A 26588-nucleotide genomic window follows, 5' to 3' on the forward strand; every position below is an offset into this window, starting at 1 on the left:
GGGAGGCCCCGCCCTCGTCGCGAAAGCCCTCCGCCGTGTCCGCTCCCGCCCTCCCGTCTCCCGGCGCCCCCGCGCAGAAGCGCCCGAGCACGCTGCAGACCCTGCTGCGCCTCGTCCCCTTCGTCGGCGACTCCCTGCCCCGGCTGGTCGGCGGCATCGCGGTCGCGCTCGTGGCGAGCCTGGTGTCGCTGGTCATCCCGATCGTCCTGCAGCAGCTCGTCGACGGGCCGCTGGGGGACGGAGCGGCCTCCGCCGGCTCCGGCGACCTCGGGCCGCTGATCGGCCCGGTCGCCGTCATCCTCGTGCTCGGCGTCGTCGAGGCCGGTGCCATCGCGCTGCGCCGCCGGATGGTCCTCACCCCCAGCACGCGGATCGAGGCGCGCATGCGCTCGGCGCTCTACAGCCGCCTGCAGGACCTCCCCGTCTCGTTCCACGACCGCTGGCAGAGCGGGCAGCTCCTGTCGCGGGCGATGAGCGACCTCAGCCTCATCCGCCGCTGGATAGCCTTCGGCTTCGTCCTGCTCGTGGTCAACGCGCTGACGATCGTCGTCGGCTTCGGCGTCCTCGTCTACTGGAACCCGATCCTCGGCGTGCTCTTCGTCGTGTGCTCGATCCCGGTCTGGATCTACGGGTTCGCGTTCGAGAAGCGCTACTCGAGCATCGCGCGCCGCAGCCAGGACCAGGCGGGCGACCTCGCCACGACCGTCGAGCAGTCGGTGCACGGCATCCGCGTCCTCAAGGCCTTCGGCCGCCACCAGCACGCGCTGGAGAACTTCGCCGGCCAGGCCGAGAAGCTCCGCGGCACCGAGATCGACAAGGCCCGCGCCATCGCCGGGATCTGGCTCGTCCTGCTGCTGGTGCCGGACATCGCGTTCGCGCTCTGCCTGCTCGGCGGGGTCTGGCTCGCCGCGGCCGGCCAGCTGAGCGTCGGCGAGCTGTTCGCCTTCTTCGCCACCGCGACCGTGCTGCGCTGGCCGGTGGAGTCGATCGGCTTCCTCCTCTCGATGACCTTCGATACCCGCACGGCGGTCGACCGCTACTTCGAGGTGATGGACAGCCGGAACACCATCACCGACCCGGAGGACCCCGAGACGATCCTCGAGCCGCGCGGTCGGGTCCGCTTCCGCGACGTCCACTTCCGCTACCAGGACGCCCCCGAGCGCTACCGCGACCTCCTCGACGGCGTCGACCTCGAGGTCGAGCCGGGCGAGACGATGGCACTGGTCGGCATCACCGGCTCCGGGAAGACGACGCTCACCGCGCTGCTCCCGCGCCTCTACGACGTGACCGGCGGAGCCATCGAGCTCGACGGCGTCGACATCCGCCGGCTCCGCCGCGACGAGCTGCGCACGCACATCGGCATGGCGTTCGAGGACGCGACGCTCTTCTCCACGAGCGTGCGCGAGAACGTCCTCCTCGGCCGACCCGACGCGACCGAGGAGGAGCTGCTCGAGGCCCTCGAGATCGCGCAGGCCGACTTCGTCCACCGCCTCCCCGAGGGCCTGGACACGAAGGTGGGCGAGGAGGGGATGAGTCTCTCCGGCGGCCAGCGCCAGCGCCTGGCCCTCGCCCGCGCGGTGGCCGCGCGTCCGGCGGTGCTCGTCCTCGACGACCCGCTCTCGGCGCTCGACGTCGACACGGAGGCGCGCGTCGAGGCGGGGCTGCGCCGCGTGCTCGGCGACACCACGGCGATCATCGTCGCCCACCGCCCCTCGACGGTGGCGCTCGCCGATCGCGTGGCACTGATGGAGGAGGGCCGCATCACCGCGGTCGGCACCCATAGCGAGCTGCTCGCGAGCAGCCCGCACTACCGCTTCGTCATCTCGAGCCTCGAGGAGGACGAGCTGACCCGGCCCGCCGGGACCGAGCGCATCGGCTCCCGCCCCACGACGACCCACCAGGAGACGCGATCATGAGCACGCTCGGTTCCTCCGAGGAGCGCGACGACCTCAGCAGAGCGGAGTCGGCGGCCCTGCGCCGGCGCTCGCTGCGGCTGCTCGGCTCCCTGCTGCGGCCGCTCCGGCTGCGGCTGGTGCTCACCGCGGTCGTGGTCGTCGTCGCGACCGCTGCCCAGGTCGCGGGACCGGCGCTGATCGCGGCGGGCATCGACAACGGTCTGCCCGCGGTCCTCGCGGGGAACGCGGTCCCGCTGGCGGTCACGGTCGGCGCCTACATCCTCACCGGACTCGTCGGCGCGCTCCTGGTCGCCTGGTACACCGTGCTCTCCGCGAGGGTGAGCCAGGCGATCCTGATCGACCTGCGCAAGCGGGTCTTCCTGCACACCCAGAAGCTGAGCCTGGAGTTCCACGAGAACTACACCTCCGGCCGGATCATCTCGCGCCAGACCAGCGACCTCGACTCCATCCGCGAGCTGCTCGACTCCGGCATCAACCAGCTGGTGCAGGGTGCGCTCTACATGGGCTTCGTCGCGATCGCCCTGGTCTCCCTGGACGGCGTGAGCGGCATCGTGCTCGCCTGCGCCCTGGTGCCGCTCGCGCTGCTCACCCGCTGGTTCCAGAAACGGTCGCAGGCGCTGTTCCGCGGCACTCGCGTCGCCTCGTCGCGGCTCATCGTGCAGTTCGTGGAGTCGATGACCGGCATCCGCGCCGTGCAGACCTTCCGCACGCAGAAGCGCAACGAGTCCGTGTTCGGCGGGGTCGTCGAGCAGTACCGGCTCGCCTACAAGCGCGTCTTCGGAGTGTTCGGCACCTTCGACCCCGGGCTCGTGCTGATCGGCAACGTCACCGTCGCCGTGGTGCTGTTCATCGGCGGCGTCCGCGTGCTCGACGGCGGGCTCGAGATCGGCGCGCTGCTGGCGGTCCTGCTCTACACACGGCGCTTCTTCGACCCGGTGCAGGAGATGGCGATGTTCTACAACTCCTACCAGTCGGCGGCCGCCGCGCTCGAGAAGATCTCGGGCGTGCTGGCCGAGGAGCCGAGCGTCCCGGATCCGGCCCGCCCGGTCGACCTGCGCCAGGCGCGGGGCCGCCTCGGCTTCGAGGGCGTCCGCTTCGCCTACACCGCCGACCGCGAGGTGCTGCCGCGCTTCGACCTCGACATCCCCGCCGGGCAGACCATCGCCCTCGTCGGGTCCACGGGCGCCGGCAAGACGACGCTCGCCAAGCTGATCTCGCGCTTCTACGACCCGAGCGACGGCGTGGTGACCCTCGACGGCGTGGACCTGCGGCAGCTGCACCCGAAGGACCTGCGGCGCGCGATCGTGATGGTCACCCAGGAGGCGTACCTCTTCTCCGGATCCGTCGCCGACAACATCGCGATCGGGCGGCCGACCGCGTCCTACGACGAGATCGTCCGGGCCGCGCAGGCGGTCGGCGCGCACGAGTTCATCCAGGCGCTTCCGGACGGCTACGACACCGACGTGAACAAGCGCGGCGGCCGCGTCTCGGCCGGTCAGCGCCAGCTGATCTCGTTCGCCCGCGCGTTCCTGGCCGACCCGGCGGTGCTGATCCTGGACGAGGCGACCTCCTCCCTCGACATCCCGAGCGAGCGCCTGGTGCAGCAGGGCCTGCAGACGCTGCTGGCGGACCGCACGGCGGTCATCATCGCGCACCGCCTCTCGACGGTCGCGATCGCCGACCGGGTGCTGGTGATGGAGCACGGCCGCATCGTCGAGGACGGCACCCCGGAGGCGCTCATCGCCGGCGAGGGCCGCTTCGCCACCCTGCACGCGGCCTGGCGGGGCTCGCTCGTCTGATCGGCTGCTGCTCGCGACTCACGTCCCGGAGCCGCTCCCGGCTCAGGGGCGCCAGCGGGCGCTTCGCACGTCGACGCGCCAGCCGCCCGGCGTGACGACGAGGGGCGTGCCCTCGCGCTCGTACTCCCGGCGGGCGCGCTCCTCGTGGCCGACCGGGGGCGCTCCTCCCGCGCGGACGACGCGCCACCAGGCGGTGTCGGAGCCGTAGCGGGCCATCACCGTGCCGACCGCGCGTGCCGCACGCGTGCCGAGGACCGCGGCGATCTCGCCGTAGGCCATCACGCGGCCGGGCGGGATCGAGGCGACCACCTCGAGGACGGCGGAGACGAAGTCGGCCGGCTCCGCTGCCTCCGGCGCCGCGCTCAGAGCGTCAGCGCCCCGATGTTCTCGCCGTACTGCGTCTCGCCGACGACCTCGAAGCCGATCCAGCGGAAGAACTGCTCCGGGCCGTCCTCGCCGGACTCCCAGATCACCGTGAGGGTGTCGAAGCCGCGGGCGCGCGCTTCGTCGGCGGTGGCGCGGACGGCGAAGGTGCCCACGCCGCGGCCCTGCTTCGCCGCGTCGATGTTGATGCGCCAGATGCAGCTGCGGAACTCCTCCGCCGCCTCCGGGTCGAAGTGCGCGTGGATGAAGCCGACCAGCTCGTCGCCGTCCATCACGGCCCGCTGCCAGGAGGCGCCCGGGTCGATCACCGCGGCGGCGGCGGAGTAGGAGACCGGCGCGATGAACTGCTCCTGGCCGGGTTTGAGGCTCAGACCGTTCACGGCGGAGATGTTCGAGGCGGACAGCTCTTCCAGGCGGAGGTCACTCATGCCGTCACTGTACCGGCGGCGCAGGACGGCGGGCATCCTCCTGTCGGGCGACGTGCGCCGGCCCCGGCGCGGACGATCGAGAACTGTCTCGACATCGAGACAGTTCGGGCCTCGGGTAGGCTGGCGGAGGCCATCCGGAGCGGTGCAGAGCCGCCCGTCCCGCACAGGTGCGGGGTCATCGACACCATGGGAGAGCAATGTCCAAGATCAAGGTTGAGGGAACGGTCGTCGAGCTCGACGGCGACGAGATGACGCGCATCATCTGGCAGAAGATCAAGGACACCCTCATCCACCCGTACCTCGACGTGAACCTCGAGTACTACGACCTCGGCATCGAGTACCGCGACGAGACGGACGACCAGGTCACGATCGACGCGGCGCACGCCATCCAGAAGCACGGCGTCGGCGTGAAGTGCGCGACCATCACCCCCGACGAGGCCCGCGTCGAGGAGTTCGGCCTCAAGAAGATGTGGAAGTCGCCCAACGGCACGATCCGCAACATCCTCGGCGGCGTGATCTTCCGCGAGCCGATCATCATCTCGAACATCCCGCGCCTGGTCCCCGGCTGGAACAAGCCGATCATCATCGGCCGCCACGCGTTCGGCGACCAGTACCGCGCCACCGACTTCGTCTTCAAGGGCAAGGGCACGCTGACCGTCGAGTTCACGCCCGAGGACGGCTCCGAGCCGATGAGGTTCGAGGTCTACAAGGCCCCGGACGACGGCATCGCGCAGGTCCAGTACAACCAGGACGCGTCGATCCGCGACTTCGCCCGCTCGTCGCTGAACTACGGCCTCTCGCGCAACTACCCGGTCTACCTCTCCACCAAGAACACGATCCTCAAGGCCTACGACGGCCGCTTCAAGGACATCTTCGAGGAGATCTTCGAGACCGAGTTCAAGGAGCGCTTCGACGCCGCGGGCCTCACCTACGAGCACCGCCTCATCGACGACATGGTCGCCTCGGCCATGAAGTGGGAGGGCGGCTACGTCTGGGCCTGCAAGAACTACGACGGCGACGTCCAGTCCGACACCGTCGCGCAGGGCTTCGGCTCGCTGGGCCTGATGACCTCCGTGCTCTCCACGCCCGACGGCAGCGTCGTCGAGGCGGAGGCGGCGCACGGCACCGTCACGCGCCACTACCGCCAGCACCAGGCAGGCAAGCCCACCTCGACGAACCCGATCGCCTCGATCTACGCCTGGACGCGCGGCCTCGCGCACCGCGGCAAGCTCGACGGCAACCAGGAGCTCATCGACTTCTCGCTCACCCTGGAGGACGTGGTCATCAAGACGGTCGAGTCCGGGAAGATGACGAAGGACCTCGCCCTGCTCGTCGGCCCCGAGCAGGGCTGGCAGACGACCGAGGAGTTCCTCGCGACCCTCGATGAGAACCTGAAGGCCCGCATGTCGGCCTGATCACCGGCTTCAGCAGACGCGTCCGGCCCGCACGATCCTCGGATCCTGCGGGCCGGACGCGTCTCCGGGCCCGGTGGGACGCGCCCGGGCCGAGCGCCTCAGAGCGCCCGGGCGAGCTCCTCCATCGCGCGGAGCGGATCGGGCCCCGACGGCATCAGCACGACGCTCGACGCACCGGCCTCGTGCAGCAGGCCGATGCGGCGACGAGCGTCCTCGGGAGTGCCCACGACGGCCAGCTGGTCGACCCAGGCGTCGGGCAGGTCGCGGACGAAGGCGGCGCGGTCGGCGCTCTCGGCCCGCAGGCGGGCGAAGTCCTCGGCGAAGGGGAGCGGCTCGATGTGCGGCGCCCAGTCCGGCTCGCCGATCCACTCGAGTCCCGGCCGGACCGCGTCGCGCGCGGCGGCCGCATCGTCGTCCACGGCGGCCACGTTGTAGGCGACGATCCGTCCGGTGCCGCCCAGGTGGCCGCGGGCCGCCGCGAGGTACTCCGGAGTGACGGGCTCGGCCAGGACGACCCCGTCGGCGATCCGGCCCGCGAGCGCCAGCGACTTCGGTCCGCGGACGCCGGCCAGCAGCGGCGGCACGACGGCGGGCGGCGACTCCAGGACGAGGCCGTCCACGTGCACGTAGCGGCCGGAGCGGTCGGTGCGCTCGCCGGAGAGCAGCGAGCGGATCGCGTCGAACTGCTCCTCGAGCAGGGTGAGCGGGCTGCGCGGCCAGACGCCGAGGCCGCGCATCCAGTGCGGCATCCCGTGCCCGATGCCGGCGTGGACACGGCCGGGGAACAGTTCGCCGAGAGTGCCGAGCTCCATCGCGGTGAAGGCCGCCGTGCGCACGGCGGCGGGCAGGATGCCGATGCCGACGACGATCCGCTCGGTGGCGGCGAGCACCGCGCCGGCCTGGGCGATGCCGCCGCGGAAGCCGAGGTCCTCGACCACCCAGAGCTCGTCGAAGCCGAGCTCCTCGGCGCGGCGGGCGTAGACGAGCACCTCGGAGGCGGGGAGATCGCGGGGGAGCAGGACGCCGACAGCGGTGTCGGAGGAGGAGGCGCGCATCCGGCCAGCGTAGGGCGTGCGGACACGCGGAGGGCCCGCCCGCACGATCGCGGACGGGCCCTCGCTCGTCGTCCTACTCGGCGGCCGCCTCGCCGATCCGCACCTGCTCGGGGCGGGCGGTCGAGACGACCTCGATGCGGCGGGGGCGCGCCTTCTCGCTGACCGGGATGGTCACCGAGAGCACGCCGTTGTCGTAGGACGCGGCGATGCGCTCGGTGTCGACGCCCTGGCCGAGGCTCAGCTGGCGGACGAAGGTCGCCGACTGGCGCTCCCGGGTGATCCAGGTGACGTCGTCGCCGCCCGCGACGGTGCGCTGGGCGCGGATGGTGAGGAGCTGCCCGTCCACGTCGACGTCGACCGACCCGGGGTCGATGCCGGGGAGGTCGGCGGTGAGGACGTAGTGGTCGCCGTCCCGGTACAGGTCGATCGGCATCCGGCGGGGCCCCTGGCCGGAGCCGAGGAGGGCGGTGGCGAGGCGGTCCAGCTCGCGGACGGGGTCGTAGGTGACAGCCATGAGATCACTCCATTCAGTCGTGCAACGAAGAGTTCCAAGAGTTGAGCCGACCCGGCTCAACGCGATTAAATTAGCACTCGGGGAGGGGGAGTGCCAACGGATCGGCCCCCTTCAGCGTCGACTTCGTTACCTGTTCGTAACAAAGCTGGGCAATCGAGTTCGTAGGGTCGTTTCTGTGTGGAAACCGATCCGGTTCCCAGCGAATGTGAGTAAGGACATCGATTGCCGATCCACCTGTCCCACCGACCACCCGTCCGCCGCGCTGAGAGGCGCATCCTCGCGGGCCTCGCCGTCCTCGGAGTCGCCGCGACCGCGGCCTTCGCCACCACCGGCGCCAGTGCCGCCCCTCTCGCCGGCAGTGCCTCGCTCGTCGGCGGGCTCTCCGTCGGCCAGAGCTTCGACGACGGCGACTACGTCGTCACCCTCGTCGAGCCCTCCGCGGCCACCTACCAGGGCAGCGATGCCCGTTTCGCCCGCACCGCGCCCGTCGACGGTGCGCAGCTGCAGGCCGCCTCTGCTCCGGTGGAGGACTACTCCGCCCACCTCGAGCAGCGCCAGGAGGACGTCGCCTCCGCGGTCGACGCCGCCATCGGCTACCACTACACCGTCGCCCTCAACGGCTTCTCCGCGACCCTCTCGGGCGAGCAGGCGGGCGAGCTCGCGAGCCGCCGCGACGTCGCCCAGGTCCGCAAGGTCGAGAACCTGAAGGTCGACCGCGCCGCGCAGGCCTCGCCGCTCGCCGCGGCCGCCGCCGGTACCCCCGTGCCCGACACCGGACAGCAGCGCTCCACCGACTTCCTCGGCCTCGAGGGCGAGGCCGGCGTCTGGCAGAAGCTGGGCGGCATCGACAAGGCGGGCGAGGGCGTCGTCGTCGGCGTCATCGACTCCGGCATCGCGCCCGAGAACCCCTCCTTCGCAGGCGCGCCCCTGGCGACCTCGCCCGGAGCGGCCCCCTACACGGACGGCACCACCACCTCCTTCGTGAAGTCGGACGGCGGCACCTTCGTCGGCTCCTGCTCGCCGGGGCTCCCCGCCTCCGAGCAGTGGGACGGCGACGAGTGCAACCAGAAGCTCATCGGCGCACGCTGGTTCCTCGCGGACGAGGAGGTCGGCTCGACGGACAACCCCGAGTACCGCTCCCCGCGCGACGCCGACGGACACGGCTCGCACACCGCGAGCACGGCAGCCGGCAACAACGGCGTCGAGGCGAGCGTCGACGGCTACGACTACGGGAAGATCTCCGGAGTCGCCCCGGCCGCCAAGGTCGCCGCGTACAAGGTCTGCTGGAACGGACCCGACGAGGGCACCGACGACGACGACTTCTGCTCCGGAGCGGGCATCCTCGCGGCCATCGACGCCGCGACCAAGGACGGCGTCGACGTCATCAACTTCTCGATCGGCGGCGGCTCGGCCACCTCGACCCTGACCGCGATCGACGAGGCGTTCCTCAACGCCGCCGCCGCCGGCGTCTTCGTCGCGGCCTCGGCCGGCAACTCGGGTGCGGGCGCCTCCACGCTCGACCACGCGTCGCCCTGGTACACCACGGTCGCCGCGTCCTCCATCCCGACCTACACCGCGACCGCCGCTCTCGGCGACGGCCAGAAGTTCGTCGGAGGATCCATCTCGGTCCACGAGGACGTCACGGGACCGCTGGTGAACAGCGCCGACGTCGTCCGCTCGGGCGCCGAGAACCCCGCCATCTGCGAGACCGGCACCCTCGACCCCGACAAGGTGAAGGGCACGATCGTCGCCTGCACCGCGGGCGTCACCGCGCGCGTCTCCAAGTCGGCCGAGGTCGAGCGGGCCGGCGGCATCGGCATGCTGCTGCTCAACCCGACCCCGAACGCCCTGCACGTCGACGACCACTCGGTCCCGAGCATCCAGATCGACTCGCAGGCCTACCAGGCGATCACGACCTACGCCGGCACCGCCGGTGCGACCGTGACCCTCTCCGAGGGCAACTCGTCCGGAGCCTCCATCCCCGTCCCGCAGGTCGCCGGCTTCTCGTCGCGCGGACCCGCTGAGGCGGACGGCGCCGACGTGCTGAAGCCCGACCTCACGGCGCCCGGCGTCGCGATCCTCGCCGACAGCTTCAACGCCGAGGGTGACGACCCCGCCTTCGCGTTCGAGTCCGGCACCTCGATGTCGTCGCCGCACGTGGCGGGCCTCGGCGCGCTGATCCTCGGTGCGACCCCGAAGGCCTCGCCGTCCGCGGTGAAGTCGGCCATGATGACCTCCGCCTACGACAGCGTCGACCAGTCGGGCGCCGCGTCCGAGGACGTCTTCGCCCAGGGCGCCGGACACGTCGACCCTGCCGCGTTCCTCGATCCCGGACTGCTCTACCAGAGCGGCACGGAGGACTGGATCGCGTTCCTCAAGGGTGCGGGCTACGTCTTCACCTCGAACCCGGTGATCGACCCGATCGCCGCGATCGACCCGTCCGACCTCAACCAGGCCTCGATCGCGATCGGCGCCCTCGCGGGCACGCAGACTGTGACCCGCACGGTCACCTCGACCGGCGCGGGCACCTACACCGCCTCGGTCGACGGCCTCGCCGGGATCGACACCGTCGTCTCGCCCTCGACTCTCTCCTTCACGGGTGCGGGCCAGACGGCGGAGTACACGGTCTCCTTCACCACCGGCTCGGCGGCGCTCAACCAGTTCGCCACCGGCTACCTGACCTGGGCGAGCGCGGAGCACGACGTCCGCAGCCCGATCGCGGTGCGCCCCGTCCTGCTGGACGCGCCCTACGAGGTCTCCGGCACCGGCTCGACCGGCACCGGCACGGTGACGGTCACGCCCGGCATCACCGGCGCGCTGCCGCTCACCGCGAGCGGTCTCGCCGAGGGTGTCCTCGCCGAGGACGCCACCGCCGCCGACGGCCACTCGGCGACGCTCCCCACGGGGAAGTCGCTGACGACCACCGTCGTGGTGCCGGAGGGCGCCGAGTTCGCCCGCTTCGACCTCGACTCGCTCGACGACGCGGCCGACCTCGACCTCACCGTCACCAGCGAGAGCACCGACAAGGTCTTCACCTCGGCGACCGGCTCGGCCGACGAGCGCGTCGACATCGCCGACCCCGCTCCGGGCGAGTACACGGTCCAGGCCGATGTCTACTCGACCGCTCCGGGATCCTCGACCGTCACGTTCGACTTCCGCAGCTTCGTCATCACTCCGGAGAACGGTCTCGGCTCGCTGAGCACCGACCCCGCCGTGGTCGACGCCGTGCAGGGCGAGCCGATCGCGTACGCGGTCTCCTGGTCGAACCTGGCGGGCCCGGCCCGCTACCTCGGCCGTGTCGCCTACACCGACTCGGGACTCGCGACGCTCGTGAGCGTCGACGTCACCGAGGCGGTCACCCCCACCCCGACGCCGACCGCGACTCCGGAGCCCACGGGCACCCCGGAGCCGACCGCGACGCCGACGGCCGGTCCCACCGCCGGACCGGGGGAGCCCACCTCCACGCCGACCGCCGGACCGGGGGAGCCCACCTCCACGCCGACCGCCGGACCGGGCGCGCCCGGCCACGGCGCCGGCGGCCTCCCGTCGACGGGCTTCGACGGCGGTCTCCTCGGAGCCGCCGCCCTCGCCCTCCTCGGTGCAGGTGCTGTGATCACCGGCCTCCGACGCCGCGCCCTGGCGCAGCGTGAGGCGGGCGCCGCGGAGTAGTCCTCCGCGACCGCCGCGAACGGCCGTCCCCCTGCTCCTCCCGGAGCGGCGGGGGCGGCCGTTCGCCGTTCCCGGTCGGGGAGGCGGAGACGGGGCGAATCGTGGTGCGGGCCGGGAGCAGGACCGGCCGGGCTGCGTGGGGAACGGCTCGAGAGGGGAGGCGGGAGCGGGTCGGGGAGAGATCGACGATCAGGCGGGGCGGAGCATCTCCGACTGGGGCCCCGGCAGTGCGATCGGCCCGGGATCCCGCTGCGGTGGCGCACCCCCGGAGGTGCATCGACGGGAGAGCGCGATGGCGACCTGCCGCTGCGAGTCGGGACGCCGCCTACGGTTCCGGTCCGAGGCGGCGGTGATCGCACGGGGACAGCGGTGCACCCTCGGGGACAGCGGTGGACGGCTCCGAGCGAGCGCCCCCTCGGCCTGAGCGGCCGCCGTCAGGATCAGAGGGAGCGGCGTCCCGCGATGACGCCGGAGACGACGGCGAGGACGCCGAAGACGATCGCGACGACCGGCTGGCCGAGGTCCAGCCACGCCAGTGCGGCGGCGCCCATCACGAGCAGCTCGATCAGCGAGCGGCCGTAGACGTCGATCGCGAGGACCGCGCGCGGCGAGAGGAAGAGCGCCCAGATCAGCGCGGCGACCACCGGAGCGCCGATGCCGAGGACGATGTTCCACGGGAGGTCCCACGACGCGAAGCCCCAGAGGGCGAAGGTCGCCAGCGCGACGAGCTCCAGGAGGAACCGGAGGATCGCGTTCGGGCCGATCCTGATGTCGGTGCCCGCGGTGTCCGCTCCTGCTCGATTCACGCCGACCATGCTAGCCGCCGGAGGTCAGCGGAAGATGATGGTGCGGGCCCCGTCGAGGAGCACCCGGTCCTCCGCGAACCACTTGACCGCCTGCGTGAGCGTGCGGCTCTCCTCGTCCTGCCCGATCGCCACGAGCTGGGCGACCGAGTGCGAGTGGTCCACGCGCACCACGTTCTGCTCGATGATCGGCCCCTCGTCGAGGTCGCTGGTCACGAAGTGCGCGGTCGCCCCGATCAGCTTGACGCCGCGGGCGTGCGCCTGCTTGTACGGGTTCGCGCCCTTGAAGCCCGGCAGGAACGAGTGGTGGATGTTGATGGCGCGACCGGCCAGTCGCGCGCAGAGCTCGGGGGAGAGGATCTGCATGTAGCGCGCCAGGACCACGAGCTCGACGTCGTGCTCCTCGACGACCTCCAGCACGCGCTCCTCGAACCCGCGCTTCGACTCCGGCGAGACCACGGGGCGCGACTCGAAGGGCACGCCGTAGAACTCGGCGAGGTCGCGCAGGCTGCCGTGGTTGGACAGGATCATCGGGATGTCCACCGCGAGCTGCCCGGCGCGCTGGCGGAAGAGCAGGTCGTTGACGCAGTGCGCGGCGGTGGAGGCGAGGACGAGGGTGCGCAGCGGCCGGCCGACGACGTCGAGGCGCCAGGTCATCCCGTAGTGCTCCGTGATCGGCAGCAGGGCGGCGGCGAACTCCTCGCGGCTGATGGGCGACTCCACCTGCAGGCGCATGAAGAAGCGGCCGGTGTCGGCGCTCGAGAACTGCTGGCTCTCGGTGATGTTGCCGCGGGCCTGGACGACGGCACCGGACACGGCGTGCACGATGCCCGGCTGGTCGGGGCAGGCGAAGGTCAGGGTCCAGTGGTTTCCCGCGGGCCGGGCGCCGGACCACGCGGCGTCGCTGCCCGTCGGACGGGTGCTCACGGGGGCGGGCCGGGGAGTCGCGGACGCGGCGGGTTCGGGCTGCATCCGCCCAGGATAACGGTGGGGCACGGGGCGGTCCGCGCGCCTCAGCCCGCATCGACGGACACGGCGGCGACGGGTCCCGTCCGCCCGTCCGGGGAGGAGTAGCGGACGCCGATCGTGTGCCTCCCAGGACCGACCTCCAGGGTCGCGGCGAGGACGGGGGCTCCGGGAGCGAGGGACCGCACCTGCCCGCCGTCGACCAGGAGGTCGAGGCCGTCCGCGTCGGGATCGGCGAGCACGAGCACGCCGACCGCGCCCCCGCTCGACGCGGCCCGGGCGAGGAGCACCGGAGCGCGCAGGTCGACCGTCTCGGGGGCGCTGACTCCTGCAGCGGTGCGCGCCAGCACCGTGGTCGTGCCCGCGGGGAGGGGGAGCGCCGGCGCGGTCCAGGAGCCGTCGGCGTCGGCGGTGGCGGAGCCCACGCGGCGTCCGTCGGAGGCGTCCTCGAGGAGCACCTCGGCGCCTGGCGCGGCGGTGCCCCGGGCATCGGGCAGCAGCCGGCCGTCGGTGTCGAGCGCGAGGGTCGGTGCGGCCGGAGCGGGAGGTGCGGCCGGAGTGGGGGTCGTGACCGGTGCGGGAGTCGAGACCGGAGCGGAGGTGCTCGGCGCCTCTGTCGGGACCGGCGCCGGAGTGCTCGGTACGTGCGTCGCTGCCGGAGCCGGAGTGTCCGGTGGGGGAGTCACGGTCGGAACAGGAACAGGAAGAGGAACAGGAACCGGAGTGCTGGGTGCGGGGGTCGGGACCGGAACGGAGGGCAGGGCCGGGCCGTTGCCGATCGGGCCCGGCGCGGAGCTCCCGGTCGTGGTCCCCGGGGGCCCGGAGGGGGCCGGAGCCTCGGTGACGGCAGGGGAGGGCGCCGGTGCGGGGCTGCCGGTCACGGCAGGGCCGGACGGGGCGGGCTCGGCGGCAGGAGTCGGGGAGGCGGTCGCCTCGATCCCTCTCGACGCCGGTGCGCCGACGGGATCGTGGGACGGCTCCTGTTGCGGCGGGCGTCCCGTCCTCCCGGGGGTCGCGCGCGTCGCTCCGGCATCGTCCGACGCAGCCCGTCCGGCCACGGCCGGCACCGTGCTCCTCGGAGCAGCGCCGGAACCCCTGGACCGCCCCGCCGGATCGCCGTCCGCTGCACTCGTCCGGTCCGCGGCCTCCGGGTCCGTCTCCGGTCGGTCGGCGCTCGCCGCCGCTCCTCCGCTCGACGCCGGTGCAGCCGCCTCGGCCGTTGCGCGCTCGTCCACCCGCGCGGAGGCGTCCTCCGCCGCCACGAGCGCGCCGCCCCCGTTCCCGGACAGCAGCACCACCGCGCCGACGACTCCCGCGATCGCGAGTGCCGCCGCAGCGGACGCGGCGACGACCACTCCTGTTCCGCTGCCCGCTCTCGACGCTCGGACCGCCGATGCGCGGACCGCGCTCGACGCCCGGACCGCGCTCGGCAGCGGACCGGAGGCCGCGCCGGAGCCCCCGCCCGCCGCCCAGGCGGCTGCGCCGCTCACCCCGGCGGTCAGCGGCAGCAGCACCGACGCGAGGCGGCGCGCAGTGCTCTCGGCCTCCGCCAGCGCCTCCCGGCAGGAGAGGCACCCGTCCAGGTGCCGGTCGATGCGGTGCCTGTCCCGGACGGGGACGCGTCCTCGCGCGTACGTCCCCGCCCGCTCGAGCACCCACTCGCACTCGCCCGTCGCCGAGGCGTCCGCCACGTGCTCCCGGATCCACGCGGAGCGCAGCCCCTCCCGCGCCCGCACCCCGAGCGCTGCGACCGCGTTGGGCCGCAGGCCCATCAGCGGTGCGGCGGCGGCGGGGGACAGGCCCTCCACCTCCGTGTACCAGAGCACCTCCTGCCAGCGCGGCGGCAGCGCCCGGAACGCGCGCGCGCCCAGGTCGCGTTCGAGGGCGGCGAGGGCGTGCGCCTCGGGATCGGGGCCGGCAGAGGGGAGGGCGCGGTCGGCCTCGTCGAACGGCCGCTCGTGCCGGTCCCGCCGGGCCCAGGATCCCGCGACGTTGCGGACGGCGGTGAAGAAGTAGGGGCGGAAGGCGCCCTCGGGTCCGCCGCCGCGCTCGATCGCCCGCAGGACGCGGAGGAACGCCTCCGAGACCAGGTCGTCGGGGTCGGAGCTGCTCGCCCACGCCCGGGCCACGGTGCGCCCGGCCGAGGAGTGGCGGCGCCAGAGCTCGGAGACCGCGTCGGTGCTGCCCTCCCGGACCAGCGCGACGAGCTCCTCGTCGCTGCGGCCGTCGATGCGCTCGGAGCGGCGTCGAGGACTCACGGCGACGCCCTCCCTCCCGGTCCCGCGCCGGGACCGCCCGAGGGATCGTCGCACGATCGCGCGTGCCCGCCCCCGACTGGCGCGACTCCCGCGCCACCCGGCCCGCTTGCTAGAGTGAGCCCGCCGCGACTGGCGTTCGGATGGGTGACCATCAGGGAGCGGCACCTCCTCCGGGGCAGTGCCCCGGACACTTTTCCCGCCGCACGCCTGGGCTGGAACGGATACCGTAGATCGGGTCGCCCGAACGAGCCGTGTCGCGCCGCCGCGACCTGCCGGGCCCCTTCCGTTTCCCAGCCAAGGAGCGTCCGTGTCCTCTTCCCCCGCCAGCCCCGGCGTCGCCGCCTCGTTCGACCAGCCCGTGTCGGTGGTCGACCCCGAGATCGCCGCCGTGCTCCAGCAGGAGCTCGACCGCCAGCGCGGCTACCTCGAGATGATCGCGAGCGAGAACTTCGTGCCGCGCGCGATCCTCGAGTCGCAGGGCTCCGTCCTGACCAACAAGTACGCCGAGGGCTACCCCGGCCGCCGCTACTACGGCGGCTGCGAGTACGTCGACATCGCCGAGCAGCTCGCGATCGACCGCGCCAAGGCCCTCTTCGGCGCCGAGTTCGCCAATGTCCAGCCGCACTCCGGAGCCTCCGCCAACGCCGCGGCGCTCGCCGCGCTCGTGCAGCCCGGAGACACCATCCTCGGCCTCGAGCTCGCGCACGGCGGCCACCTGACCCACGGCATGAAGCTGAACTTCTCGGGCAAGCTCTACAACGCGACCGCGTACGGCGTCGACCCGCAGACCTTCCGCATCGACATGGACGCGGTCCGCGAGAAGGCCCTCGAGGTCCGTCCGCAGGTGCTCATCGCCGGCTGGTCCGCCTACCCCCGTCAGCTCGACTTCGAGGCGTTCCGCGCCATCGCCGACGAGGTCGGCGCGAAGCTCTGGGTCGACATGGCCCACTTCGCCGGCCTCGTGGCGGCGGGGCTGCACCCGTCGCCGGTGCCCTACGCCGACGTCGTGACGACCACCGTCCACAAGACGCTGGCCGGCCCGCGCTCGGGGCTCATCCTCGCGAAGCAGGAGTACGCCAAGAAGCTGAACTCGGCCGTCTTCCCCGGCCAGCAGGGCGGCCCGCTCATGCACGTGATCGCCGCGAAGGCGACCGCGTTCAAGCTCGCCGGCGAGCCCGAGTTCGCCGACCGCCAGGCACGCACCATCCGCGGCGCGCAGATCCTCGCCGAGCGCCTCACGGCGGCCGACTCGAAGGCCGAGGGCATCGACGTCCTGACCGGCGGCACGGACGTCCACCTCGTCCTCGCCGACCTGCGCGACTCGCCGCTGGACGGCAAGCAGGCCGAGGACCGCCTCCACGAGGTCGGCATCACGGTCAACCGCAACGCCGTGCCGTTCGACCCCCGCCCGCCGATGGTCACCTCGGGCCTGCGCATCGGCACGCCGGCGCTCGCGACCCGCGGCTTCGGCGACACGGAGTTCACCGAGGTCGCCGACGTCATCGCCGAGGCGCTCAAGCCCTCGGCCGACCTCGAGGCGCTGCGCGGCCGTGTCGCCTGCCTCACCGACGACTTCCCGCTCTACCCCGGGCTGTAGTCGATCCGCTGCACCACCCGCGCGGCGGAGGCCGGGAAACCGTCCCCCTCCGCCGCGCCACGACCGAGGAGCCCGAGATGACGGCACAGGTACTCGACGGCGTCGCGACGGCGACGGCGGTCAAGACGGAGATCGCGGAGCGGGTCGCCGCTCTGCGCGAGCGGGGCGTCGTGCCCGGGCTCGGCACGCTGCTGGTGGGGGACGATCCCGCCTCCCGCTCGTACGTCGCGGGCAAGCACCGCGACTGCGCGGAGGTCGGGATCGAGTCGATCCGCGTGGACCTCCCCGCGACCGCGTCGGCGGACGACATCCGCGCCGCCATCCGGCAGCTCAACGACTCGGAGGCCGTGACCGGGTACATCATCCAGCTCCCGCTGCCGAAGGGCATCGACGAGAACGCGATGCTCGAGCTCATGGATCCGGACAAGGACGCCGACGGCCTGCACCCCACCAACCTCGGCCGCCTGGTGCTCGGCGTCGAGGGTGAGCTGGACAGCCCGCTGCCCTGCACGCCGAACGGGATCGTCGAGATGCTGCAGCGCCACGGCATCCCGACCTCGGGCAGGCACGTCGTCGTCGTGGGTCGCGGGCTCACGGTCGGCCGACCGCTCGGGCTCCTGCTCACGCGGAAGGGCCTCGACGCCACCGTGACCCTCACCCACTCCCGCACGGCCGATCTCGCCGCGGAGGTGCGCCGCGCCGACATCGTGGTGGCCGCCGTGGGCGTGCCCGGGCTCATCCGCGCCGACTGGGTGAAGCCCGGCGCCGCCGTGCTCGACGTGGGCATCACGCGGGTCGAGAACCCGGAGACGGGCCGCGCGAAGCTGACCGGCGACGTCGCACCGGAGGTGGCGGAGGTCGCGGGCTGGCTCTCGCCCGTGCCCGGCGGCGTCGGCCCGATGACGCGCGCGATGCTCATCCACAACGTGGTGACGGCGGCCGAGCGCGCCCTGCGCTGACCGGTCCCGCGCCACGGGACCCGCGCCGGACCGCGCTCGGGGGCGACGTCCAGTCGCCTGCCGGTAGCGTGGCCCGGCGCTCTCGCGTCCCCCACTCCGTCGGACACGTCCTCGGAGCGCGCCCCGCCCCACGAGGAGAACCCATGCTCACCGTCACCGCCTACGCCGCCCCCTCCGCGACCGAGCCGCTCGTCCCCACCACCATCGAGCGCCGCGACGTCGGACCGCACGACGTGCTCATCGAGATCGCCTACTCCGGCATCTGCCACTCCGACATCCACACCGTCCGCGGCGACTGGGGTCCGGTGGCGTACCCGCTGACCGTCGGCCACGAGATCGTCGGCGTCGTCGCCGAGGTCGGCTCCGAGGTCACCAAGCACTCCGTCGGCGACCGCGTCGGCGTCGGCTGCATGGTGAACTCCTGCCGCGAGTGCGAGAACTGCCTCGCGGGCGAGGAGCAGTACTGCCTGAAGGGCAACACCGGCACCTACGCCTCCGTCGACCGCGACGGCACCATCACCCAGGGCGGCTACTCCACGCACGTCGTCGTCGTCGAGGACTTCGTGCTCCGCGTCCCGGAGTCGATCCCCTACGAGGCCGCCGCCCCGCTGCTGTGCGCGGGCATCACGACCTACTCGCCGCTCTCGCACTGGGAGGCGGGGCCCGGCAAGCGCGTGGCCGTCGTCGGCCTCGGCGGGCTCGGCCACATGGCCGTCAAGTTCGCGCACGCGATGGGCGCCGAGGTCACCGTGCTCTCGCAGACCCTCAGCAAGAAGGAGGACGGCCTCCGCCTGGGCGCCGACCACTACTACGCGACGCGCGACGAGGCGACCTTCACCGATCTCGCGAACACCTTCGACCTGATCGTCAACACGGTCAGCGCGCCCCTCGACCTCGACGCCTACCTGGGGCTTCTGCGCCGCAACGGCACGATGGTGAACGTGGGCGCTCCGGCCGAGGCGCTGCCGTTGCACGTCTTCACGCTCTTCGGCGCCCGTCGCTCCTTCGCGGGCTCGGGCATCGGCGGCATCCGCGAGACCCAGGAAATGCTCGACTTCTGTGCCGAGAAGGGCATCGCGAGCGAGGTCGAGGTCGTCTCGGCCTCGCAGATCAACGAGGCCTACGAGCGCGTTCTCGCCTCGGACGTCCGCTACCGCTTCGTGATCGACGCCTCCACGTTCGAGAAGTGAGCGCGGCCGGGGCGCTAGCCTCGGCGGCATGAGCGAACGGAGCCACCCGGCCGTCGACCGCGTCCTCGCCGACCTCGACCGGCACGGCGTGCACCCGACCGTGCGCTGGCTCGATTCGGCCGCGTCGACGGCGGCACTGGCGGCCGAGGCGCTGGGCGTCGACGTCGGCCAGATCGCCAACTCGCTCGTGTTCCTGATCGACGGTGCGCCGCTGCTGGTCCTGACCAGCGGCGGCCACCGCGTCGACACCGCCTGGCTGGGCGTGCAGCTGGGCGGATCGATCACCCGGGCGCCGGCCGCGGAGGTGAAGTCCGCGACGGGCCAGACGATCGGCGGGATCGCGCCGGTGGGCCATCCCGCGCCGCTGCGCACCGTGGTCGACACGGCCCTCGCCGCCTACGACGTGGTCTGGGCTGCGGCCGGGCACGCGCACACCGTCTACCCGACGAGCTTCGCCGAGCTGGTTCGGGTCACCGGGGGAGAAGCGCGCGCCGTCGTTCCGCCGGATCCGGCGCCGTAGCGGCTGGACGAGGAACGCCCCCTGCGACGCGAGGTCGCAGGGGGCGTCGACGGAAGCAGAGGTCAGAGCACCCGACCCGCGCCGTCGGCGGCCGTGACCAGGAAGAGCTCCGGAGTCGTGAAGCCCTTCTCGGCGAAGGCGGCGAGGACCGCGGCGCGGACCTCCTCCTCCTTCTCCACCGGGGTGAGGGCGATCGCGGAGCCGCCGAAGCCGCCGCCGGTCATCCGGGCGCCGATCGCTCCGGCGCGGCGCGCCGCCTCGACGGCGGTGTCGAGCTCGGGCACCGAGATCTCGAAGTCGTCGCGGAGTGAGACGTGGCCGGCGTCGAGCAGATCGCCGATCGCCCGGGGACCGTGCTCGCGCAGGGTGCGGACGGTCTCGAGCACGCGGGCGTCCTCGGTCACGACGTGCTTCAAGCGCCGGTAGGTGACGTCGTCGAGGAGCTCCTGGGCGCGCGGCAGGTCGTCGACCGTCAGCTCGCGGAGCGACGGCACGCCGAGGGTCGCGGCGCCGAGCTCGCAGGAGGCGCGCCGCTCGGCGTAGCCGCCGGTGGCGTGCGCGTGCTCGACGCGGGTGTCGACGACGAGCAGGACGAGCCCGGCCTCCTCGAAGCCGAGGGGGACGACCTCGGTGTCGAGGCTGCGGCAGTCCAGGAACACCGCGGCGTCGCGCTTCCCGAAGAGGGAGGCGGACTCGTCCATGATCCCGGTGGGGGCGCCGACCGCGACGTTCTCGGCGCGACGACCGACGCGGGCCATCGTCGCGCGGTCGAAGCCGAGGTGCCAGAGCTCGTCGAGGGCGACGGCCATCGCGCACATCAGCGCCGCCGAGCTCGAGAGCCCCGCGCCGACCGGCACGTCGGAGTCGACGTACGCGTCGAAGCCCGAGCGGGAGCCCAGGTCGACGCCGTACTCGGTGAGCGCCCAGACCACGCCGAGCGGGTAGGCCGACCAGCCGGTCACGGCGCCGGGGCCGAGCTCGTCGAGAGCGACCTCGACCACCTCGGGGGAGAAGGCGCTGCTGATCCGGATCAGGCGGTCCTCCCTGGGCGCGACGGCCATCGCCGTGGCGCGGTCGATCGCGAAGGGGAAGACGAAGCCGTCGTTGTAGTCGGTGTGCTCGCCGATCAGGTTCACGCGGCCGGGGCCGGCCCAGACGCCGGCGGCGGGGCGGCCGAAAGTGCGCTCGAAGGCGGCGGCCGCGCTCTCGGCGACGGCGGTCAGGGAGGCGGGAGCGGCGGTCATCGGTTCTCCTCGGCGATGTCGGCGGCGGTGGTGGCGGGAGTGGCGGCGCCGCCGGGAAGCGAGTCGTCGCTGTGTGCGGCGACCGGCAGGGCCGCGCCGGGGCGCTGTGCGATCCCGGCCTCGAGCACGGCCGCGTCGGACCGCTCGATCGCCGCGCGCAGGGCCGCGGCGCTCGTCTCGGGGGCGATGTCGCCGATCCAGGCGCCCATCGCGGCCTCGCTCCCCGCGAGGTACTTGAGCTTCGTCTCGGCGCGGCGGGGCGAGGTGATCTGGAGCATCAGGCGCACCTCGTCGCGGCGCTCGTGCACCGGGGCCTGGTGCCAGGCGGCGATGTAGGGCGTCGGGGTGTCGTAGAGGGCGTCGATGCCGCGGAGCAGGCGCTGGTACATCACAGCCAGCTCGTCGCGCTCCTCCGGGGTCGTCGCCGCCAGGTCCGGGACGTGGCGGTGCGGCAGGAGGTGCACCTCGACGGGCCAGCGCGCGGCGAACGGCACGAACGCGGTGAAGTGCTCGCCGCGGAGGAGGACGCGCTCGCCGGCCTGCTCGAAGGCGAGGACGTCGGCGAACATCGACGGCCCGTAGCTGTCGAGCGAGGCGAGCAGGCGGGTCGTGCGCGGCGTGACGTAGGGGTAGGAGTAGATCTGCCCGTGGGGGTGGTGCAGCGTGACGCCGATCGCCTCGCCGCGGTTCTCGAACGGGAAGACCTGCTGCACGCCGGGAAGGGCCGAGAGGGCGCCCACGCGGTCGGCCCAGGCCTCGACCACGGTCCGGGCGCGGGAGGCGCTGAGCGTGGCGAACGAGCCCTCGTGCTCGGGGCTGAAGCAGACGACCTCGCAGCGGCCGACGCTGGTCAGCGTCCGGCCGAGCCCGAGAGTGCGCAGGTCCTCCAGGGAGGCGGGCGCGTCCGCGTCCTCGAGGAGCGGGCCGAAGGAGGGGGAGCGGTTCTCGAAGACGGCGACGTCGTACCGGCTGGGCACCTCCGACGGGTTCGTCGGCGACGCCGGGGCGAGCGGATCGAGCTCGGCCGGCGGCAGGAACACGCGGTTCTGGCGCGACGCGGCGATGGAGACCCACTCGCCGGTCAGCACGTCCTGGCGCATCCGCGCGGTGGCGGGGCGGGGGTCGAGGTGGCGTGCGTCGGCGGCGCGCTCCGGGGGGAGGGTCGTGTCGGCGTCGTCGAAGTAGAGGAGCTCGCGGCCGTCGGCCAGCGTGTGCGGGCGCTTGACGACGCCGGCGGAGAGTGTGATCGCTTCGTTCATGGCAGGAGTCAGACTAGGGCCGCATCTTCGAAAAGGAAAGCTCGTTTTCCCTTTGACAAGTCCACCGGTCCGCGGGCACGATGGGCGGATGAGGACGGACGGCGAGCAGGAGTCCACGTCGGCGATCGAGCGCCGGCTGCGGCTGCGTCTGGCCGCCGAGAGCTCGGGCTTCGTCGGGGTCGCCCCGATGGCCGACATGCTCGGGGTCTCGGTCGTCACGGTCCGCTCCGATCTCGCCCTGCTCGCGAGCGAGGGCGTCCTCCAGCGGGTGCGCGGAGGGGCGATCCCGGCGCCGAGGCCCACCGGCGAGCGCTCGCTCGAGGAGGGCCTCAGCGCCGCCTCCGACGAGAAGGCCGCGATCGGCGAGGAGGCCGCCGCCTCCGTCTCCTCCGGGCAGAGCATCGTGCTCGACGTGGGCACCACCCCGCTCGCCATCGCGCACGCGCTCGTGGCGCGGGAGGATCTGCGCGACGTCACGGTGATCACGAACGGCCTCTCCACTGCGCTGGCGCTCGAGCCGGCCATCCCGCGCTTCACGGTCGTCGTCACCGGGGGCACTCTGCGGCCGCTGCAGCACTCGCTGGTCGAGCCGCTGGCGTCCGAGCTGCTCGAGCGGATCCGCGCCGACATCGCCTTCATCGGCTGCACCGGCGTGCACCCCGAGGCCGGCGTCACCAACGTCAATCTCCCGGAGGCGACCCTGAAGCGTCGGATGCTGCAGGCGGCGACCCGCCGGGTCGTGGTCGCGGACTCCTCGAAGCTCGGAGTGGTCGACCTCGGCCGGGTCGCCGCTCCCGACGAGTTCGACCGTCTGCTCACGGGGGCGGGCGCCGCCGACGGACTCGTCGCCGCTCTGGAGGAGGCGGGGCTCGCGGTCACCCGCTGCCGGGCGCTCGGCGAGCGCGTCAGTCCGTAGGATCGAGGAATGGCCGACTTCACCCCCGCCCCCGCCACCGGGCGCCAGTTCTCGCTCGACCTCACCGCTGAGGGACGCACCCTGCACGCCGTCGTGACGGAGGTGGCCGCAGCGCTGCGCCACCTCTCGGTCGACGGAGTGGAGATCACCGCCTCCTACCCGGAGAGCACCGTCCCGCCGTTCGGCTCGGGCATCGTCCTGATGCCCTGGCCCAACCGCGTGAAGGACGGGCGCTGGCACCACCGCGGCGAGACGCTCCAGCTCGCGATCACCGAGCCGAAGTACCACAACGCCATCCACGGCCTCCTGGTGAGCACCCCGTACCGCCTCGTCGACCAGGGCCCGTCCTTCGTCGAGCTGGCCGCGCCGGTCGTGCCGCAGGCGGGCTACCCGTTCCACCTCGAGACCTCGGTCCGCTACGAGCTGCAGGCCGACGGGCTGAAGGTCGTCCACCGCGTCGTCAACGTCGGAGCCGACGAGGCGCCCGTCGCCATCGGCACGCACCCCTTCCTCGCCATCGGCGACGTCCCGACCGACGAGCTCGAGATCACCGTCGACGCGGCGGTGCACATCGAGGTCGACGAGCGCCTCAACCCCACCGTGCAGAACCCGGTCGAGGGCACCGAGTGGGACCTCCGCTCCGGCCGCCGCATCGGCGACCTGGAGCTCGACGACGCCTGGGCCGACGTCCGGATGGTCGACGGCGAGAGCGTGCACGGCCTCCGCGCCGCGGACGGCCGCCGCGTGCTCCTCTGGGCCGACGCCTCGCACAACTTCATCCAGGTCTTCATCACCCGGATCTTCCCCGACGGCGACGACGTGAAGACCGCGATCGCCGTGGAGCCGATGACCGCTCCCGCAGAGGCCTTCAACAGCGGGCAGGGCCTGCGCTGGCTCGACCCGGGCGAGGAGTGGACCGTCGCGTGGGGCATCCGCCACGAGGGGTTCCCCACCGCGTCATGACCACCCTCGCGGCCGTCGGGCGCGACGACGAGGCCAAGCGCGTCGCCCTCGTCCGGATGAAGCGGCTCGCCACGGGCCTGCTCGTGGTGATGGCCGTCGTCTTCGCCGTGTCGTTCGCCCTGCAGGAGCGCTACCCGTGGCTGCAGTGGGTCCGGGCCGCGAGCGAGGGCGGGATGGTCGGCGCGCTCGCCGACTGGTTCGCCGTGACAGCGCTGTTCCGTCGGCCGCTGGGCCTGCCGATCCCGCACACCGCGATCATCCCGACCAAGAAGGACGAGATCGGCGCGAGCCTCGCGCAGTTCGTCGAGGAGAACTTCCTCCGCGGCGCCATCGTGCGCGAGAAGCTCGACTCCTTCGGGATCGCCCGGCGGGCGGGGCTGTGGCTCGCCGAGCCGGAGAACGCGCACCGGGTCGGCGGCGAGAGTGCCGCGGCCGTCCGCTCGGCGATCGCCCTGCTGGACGACTCCGACGTGCAGCGCGTGATCGAGGCGCTGGCGCGGCGCCACCTCCTCGACCCGCAGTGGGGCCCGCCGCTGGGCTCGCTGGTGGGCAGCGTGGTCGAGGCGGGCCACCACCGGCGCCTCGTGGACACGCTGGTGGAGCAGGCGGAGGCGTGGCTGACCGCGAACCCGCAGAGCTTCACCCGCATGGTCAGCGGCCGCCTGCCGAGCTGGCTGCCCTCCGCGGTCAGCCGAGCGGTGGACGAGCGGCTGTACCGCGAGGCGCTCGTCTTCGTCGCCGCGGTGCGCGAGGACCAGGTGCACCCGTTCCGGATCGCGATCGACGGCTACCTCGCCACGCTGGCGCAGGATCTGGGCACCGACCCCGACCTGATCGCCCGGGTCGAGGAGATCAAGAACCGCGCCTTCGACAGCCCGCGCGTCCGCGAGCTCGCCGGGGACGCCTGGGAGGCGACGAAGGCCTCCCTCCTCGGCGCGATGGACGACCCGTCGAGCCCCCTCCGCGGCAGCATCGAGTCGATCGTGGTCGATCTGGGCCGCCGGCTCTCGACCGACGCCGGTCTCGCGGCGACCGTCGACTCCTGGATCGGATCGGTCGCGGCCAACCTGGTCGACCGCTACCGCACCGACATCGCCAGCATCATCGGCGACACCATCCACCGCTGGGACCCGCGCGAGACGTCCGAGAAGCTCGAGCTGCAGGTCGGGAAGGACCTCCAGTTCATCCGGATCAACGGCACCGTCGTGGGCTCCCTGGCCGGGCTGGTCATCTTCACCGTCGCGCACGCGCTGCTCGGGTCGTGAAGCGGGGCGCCCGGGCCCGCTCCGCAAGCCCTCGTCGGCGTCGGTGGTCGGGCGTACGGTCGCACCATGAGCGATGACAACACCACCGATCCCGATGTCAAGACCGAGGGCGACGTCCTCGGCGCCCGTGCCGACGACGGCAGCGACACCAGCGCCAGCAAGGACCCGTCCGACTGGGTCACCGGCGACGAGCCGATGACCGGCCCGCAGCGCAGCTACCTCGACACCCTCGCGCGCGAGGCGGGCGAGACCCTGCCCGCCGACCTCACCAAGGCCCAGGCCTCCGAGCACATCGACCGCCTGCAGTCCTCCACGGGCCGTGGCGACGGCAGCAACGGGCACGACTGATCCCGCCGGGGCGCCCCGGGGCTGAGCATCAGTCCCCGTCGGCGCCCCCGTCCGGGGCGCGCACACCGCGCCCCGACGTCCCTAGGGTTCCGTCATGGCGATCTCCCGCACCACGCGCAACGCCCTCGACCTCATCGACGCGATCCGGATCCCCGGCCGCATCGATCCCCGTCTGGCCCGGCAGGTGACCCTGTCCCTCCGCCAGCTCCTCGAATCCGGAGCCTTCGGCCCGAGCGAGCGGCTCCTCCGCCGCCGCGCGAGGAGGCTCCGCTCCCGCACCCGCGAGGCGGCCGCGTTCCGGCAGACGCGCCCGGCCGGCTGCACCGTCCAGCCCTGAGCCCGCTGAACGGAGTCGCTCCGCTGTGACCGGCGACGGGACAGACACCGTCTGCGCGGTCGTCTAGAGTTCCTGGCATCCGGTCCGCCGGATGCCCGCCGCAGTCTCCCGGCCGGTCGACAACGGAGTCGTCCCGGCGCGGGTCATCCCCCCGTTCGCGCGTCGAACGCCCCGCTGGTTCCAGCACCCCGCTCCCTCCTCGAGAAGGGACTCCCGCGATGACGACCCGCGTCTCGCACACCGCGACGACCGTCCGCCTCGTCCGCTGGTACCGGATCGACTCCGACTGGCTCTCGGAGGTCGTCACCGGCCGCCTGCTCGAGCACCAGGACGGCCGCTGGCGCCTGCTCGTCGGCGAGAAGGTCCGCGACTACCCGGACGAGGTGTGGTCGCTCTGCCACGAGTGATGCCGTCGCGGAGCACCGCGGCCCGGACGAGCCGTCAGAGGTAGAGGTAGTACGTCTTCGCGCAGTCCGTCGAGCAGAACGGGTCACGGCGGCGGGCCGGCCGGACTCGGCACGCCTCGCACAGCCGAGGCCCGCGCAGGAGGACGCGGAGGACGGTCAGCACCTCTGCACGGTAGTGCGGCGACCTGGCTGCGCCCTGGCACTGTCCGGAAAGCGCGACCAGGCGGTCGTGTGGTGGGCCCCGTCGGGCTCGAACCGACGACCCGCGGATTAAAAGTCCGCTGCTCTGCCAACTGAGCTAGAGGCCCGCGCGCTCCAGGGTAGCGGGCCGTCGACGCCCCCCGGAGCAGGTGCGGCCCGGAGCAGGTGCGGCCCG

The 26588-nt window shown here is 73.0% G+C and carries 23 protein-coding genes and 1 tRNA gene; 14 read left to right on the plus strand and 10 right to left on the minus strand.

Going from position 1 to position 26588, the window contains the following annotated elements; all coding sequences use genetic code 11:
• Positions 1-35 precede the first annotated feature (35 nt).
• Positions 36-1916, plus strand: a complete 1881-nt coding sequence (locus C5C33_RS09680; protein WP_104227288.1) for an ABC transporter ATP-binding protein — start codon at positions 36-38, stop codon at positions 1914-1916.
• The gene (locus C5C33_RS09685; protein WP_104261000.1) at positions 1913-3715 is read left to right on the plus strand and encodes an ABC transporter ATP-binding protein; all 1803 of its coding nucleotides are present in this window, start codon (positions 1913-1915) and stop codon (positions 3713-3715) included. The genes C5C33_RS09680 and C5C33_RS09685 overlap by 4 nt, the downstream gene beginning before the upstream one ends.
• A gap of 42 nt (positions 3716-3757) precedes the next feature.
• Here the strand turns inward: C5C33_RS09685 and C5C33_RS09690 are convergent, their stop codons facing one another.
• Positions 3758-4081 (minus strand): MGMT family protein, encoded by a 324-nt coding sequence (locus tag C5C33_RS09690; protein ID WP_104238475.1) that lies wholly within the window; start codon positions 4079-4081, stop codon positions 3758-3760.
• Positions 4078-4527, minus strand: a complete 450-nt coding sequence (locus tag C5C33_RS09695; protein ID WP_104224946.1) for a GNAT family N-acetyltransferase — start codon at positions 4525-4527, stop codon at positions 4078-4080. Before C5C33_RS09695 ends, C5C33_RS09690 begins: the two co-directional genes overlap by 4 nt.
• A gap of 197 nt (positions 4528-4724) precedes the next feature.
• On the opposite strand from C5C33_RS09695, the gene C5C33_RS09700 reads away from it, so the two are divergent.
• Positions 4725-5942: an NADP-dependent isocitrate dehydrogenase gene (locus C5C33_RS09700; RefSeq protein ID WP_104224939.1), complete on the plus strand. Its 1218-nt coding sequence runs from the start codon at positions 4725-4727 to the stop codon at positions 5940-5942.
• Between the two features lie 98 nt (positions 5943-6040).
• Here C5C33_RS09700 and C5C33_RS09705 read toward each other — a convergent pair whose 3' ends face one another.
• Positions 6041-6997 carry an LLM class flavin-dependent oxidoreductase gene (locus C5C33_RS09705; protein WP_104261001.1) on the minus strand — a complete coding sequence of 319 codons (957 nt, stop codon included), beginning with the start codon at positions 6995-6997 and terminating at the stop codon, positions 6041-6043.
• Positions 6998-7070: 73 nt separating this feature from the next.
• Complete coding sequence (locus tag C5C33_RS09710; protein WP_104227284.1) at positions 7071-7511, minus strand: Hsp20/alpha crystallin family protein; 441 nt, start codon at positions 7509-7511, stop codon at positions 7071-7073.
• 222 nt (positions 7512-7733) lie between these two features.
• Between C5C33_RS09710 and C5C33_RS09715 the strand changes: the two genes are divergently transcribed.
• Positions 7734-11180 carry a S8 family serine peptidase gene (locus C5C33_RS09715; protein ID WP_104261002.1) on the plus strand — a complete coding sequence of 1149 codons (3447 nt, stop codon included), beginning with the start codon at positions 7734-7736 and terminating at the stop codon, positions 11178-11180.
• Between the two features lie 440 nt (positions 11181-11620).
• Here the strand turns inward: C5C33_RS09715 and C5C33_RS09720 are convergent, their stop codons facing one another.
• The 3 genes from C5C33_RS09720 to C5C33_RS09730 are packed head-to-tail and all read right to left on the minus strand — an operon-like array spanning position 11621 to position 15207.
• A complete protein-coding gene (locus tag C5C33_RS09720) occupies positions 11621-11986 on the minus strand; it encodes a YrdB family protein (protein WP_104276971.1) in 366 nt (121 codons plus the stop codon).
• A 24-nt stretch (positions 11987-12010) separates the two neighbouring features.
• Entirely contained in the window at positions 12011-12955 is a 945-nt protein-coding gene (purU, locus tag C5C33_RS09725; RefSeq protein ID WP_104247704.1) for a formyltetrahydrofolate deformylase, read from the minus strand.
• A gap of 41 nt (positions 12956-12996) precedes the next feature.
• Positions 12997-15207 (minus strand): sigma-70 family RNA polymerase sigma factor, encoded by a 2211-nt coding sequence (locus C5C33_RS09730; RefSeq protein WP_146085770.1) that lies wholly within the window; start codon positions 15205-15207, stop codon positions 12997-12999.
• Positions 15208-15514: 307 nt separating this feature from the next.
• Here C5C33_RS09730 and glyA point away from each other — a divergent pair, with 307 nt between their 5' ends.
• From glyA to C5C33_RS09750, 4 genes are all read left to right on the plus strand, one after another.
• On the plus strand, positions 15515-16804 hold the full coding sequence (gene glyA, locus C5C33_RS09735) for a serine hydroxymethyltransferase (protein WP_104261004.1): 1290 nt from the start codon (positions 15515-15517) through the stop codon (positions 16802-16804).
• Between the two features lie 77 nt (positions 16805-16881).
• Complete coding sequence (locus tag C5C33_RS09740; protein ID WP_104227279.1) at positions 16882-17763, plus strand: bifunctional methylenetetrahydrofolate dehydrogenase/methenyltetrahydrofolate cyclohydrolase; 882 nt, start codon at positions 16882-16884, stop codon at positions 17761-17763.
• A 143-nt stretch (positions 17764-17906) separates the two neighbouring features.
• Positions 17907-18953, plus strand: a complete 1047-nt coding sequence (locus C5C33_RS09745) for an NAD(P)-dependent alcohol dehydrogenase (protein WP_104233905.1) — start codon at positions 17907-17909, stop codon at positions 18951-18953.
• Between the two features lie 28 nt (positions 18954-18981).
• Positions 18982-19473, plus strand: coding sequence for a YbaK/EbsC family protein (locus C5C33_RS09750; RefSeq protein ID WP_104224720.1), 492 nt, complete (start codon positions 18982-18984; stop codon positions 19471-19473).
• A gap of 62 nt (positions 19474-19535) precedes the next feature.
• Here C5C33_RS09750 and galK read toward each other — a convergent pair whose 3' ends face one another.
• Both galK and galT read right to left on the minus strand, forming a co-directional pair.
• Positions 19536-20717, minus strand: coding sequence for a galactokinase (gene galK, locus C5C33_RS09755; RefSeq protein WP_104261005.1), 1182 nt, complete (start codon positions 20715-20717; stop codon positions 19536-19538).
• A complete protein-coding gene (gene galT / locus C5C33_RS09760) occupies positions 20714-21976 on the minus strand; it encodes a galactose-1-phosphate uridylyltransferase (protein ID WP_104261006.1) in 1263 nt (420 codons plus the stop codon). Before galT ends, galK begins: the two co-directional genes overlap by 4 nt.
• An 88-nt stretch (positions 21977-22064) precedes the next feature.
• Here galT and C5C33_RS09765 point away from each other — a divergent pair, with 88 nt between their 5' ends.
• From C5C33_RS09765 to C5C33_RS09790, 6 genes are all read left to right on the plus strand, one after another.
• Positions 22065-22892, plus strand: coding sequence for a DeoR/GlpR family DNA-binding transcription regulator (locus C5C33_RS09765; RefSeq protein ID WP_104227275.1), 828 nt, complete (start codon positions 22065-22067; stop codon positions 22890-22892).
• A gap of 9 nt (positions 22893-22901) precedes the next feature.
• Positions 22902-23855, plus strand: a complete 954-nt coding sequence (locus tag C5C33_RS09770; protein WP_104247697.1) for an aldose 1-epimerase family protein — start codon at positions 22902-22904, stop codon at positions 23853-23855.
• Positions 23852-25120, plus strand: coding sequence for a DUF445 domain-containing protein (locus tag C5C33_RS09775; RefSeq protein WP_104224715.1), 1269 nt, complete (start codon positions 23852-23854; stop codon positions 25118-25120). Before C5C33_RS09770 ends, C5C33_RS09775 begins: the two co-directional genes overlap by 4 nt.
• A 66-nt stretch (positions 25121-25186) precedes the next feature.
• Positions 25187-25468, plus strand: coding sequence for a DUF3072 domain-containing protein (locus C5C33_RS09780; protein ID WP_104224714.1), 282 nt, complete (start codon positions 25187-25189; stop codon positions 25466-25468).
• 94 nt (positions 25469-25562) lie between these two features.
• On the plus strand, positions 25563-25805 hold the full coding sequence (locus C5C33_RS09785; protein ID WP_104256416.1) for a hypothetical protein: 243 nt from the start codon (positions 25563-25565) through the stop codon (positions 25803-25805).
• 218 nt (positions 25806-26023) lie between these two features.
• Positions 26024-26212, plus strand: coding sequence for a hypothetical protein (locus tag C5C33_RS09790; protein ID WP_104224712.1), 189 nt, complete (start codon positions 26024-26026; stop codon positions 26210-26212).
• 232 nt (positions 26213-26444) lie between these two features.
• On the opposite strand, the gene C5C33_RS09795 is transcribed toward C5C33_RS09790, so the two are convergent.
• Positions 26445-26520 (minus strand) — tRNA-Lys (locus C5C33_RS09795).
• Positions 26521-26588 lie beyond the last annotated feature (68 nt).

The sequence above is a fragment of the Rathayibacter sp. AY1H3 genome, from assembly GCF_002932015.1.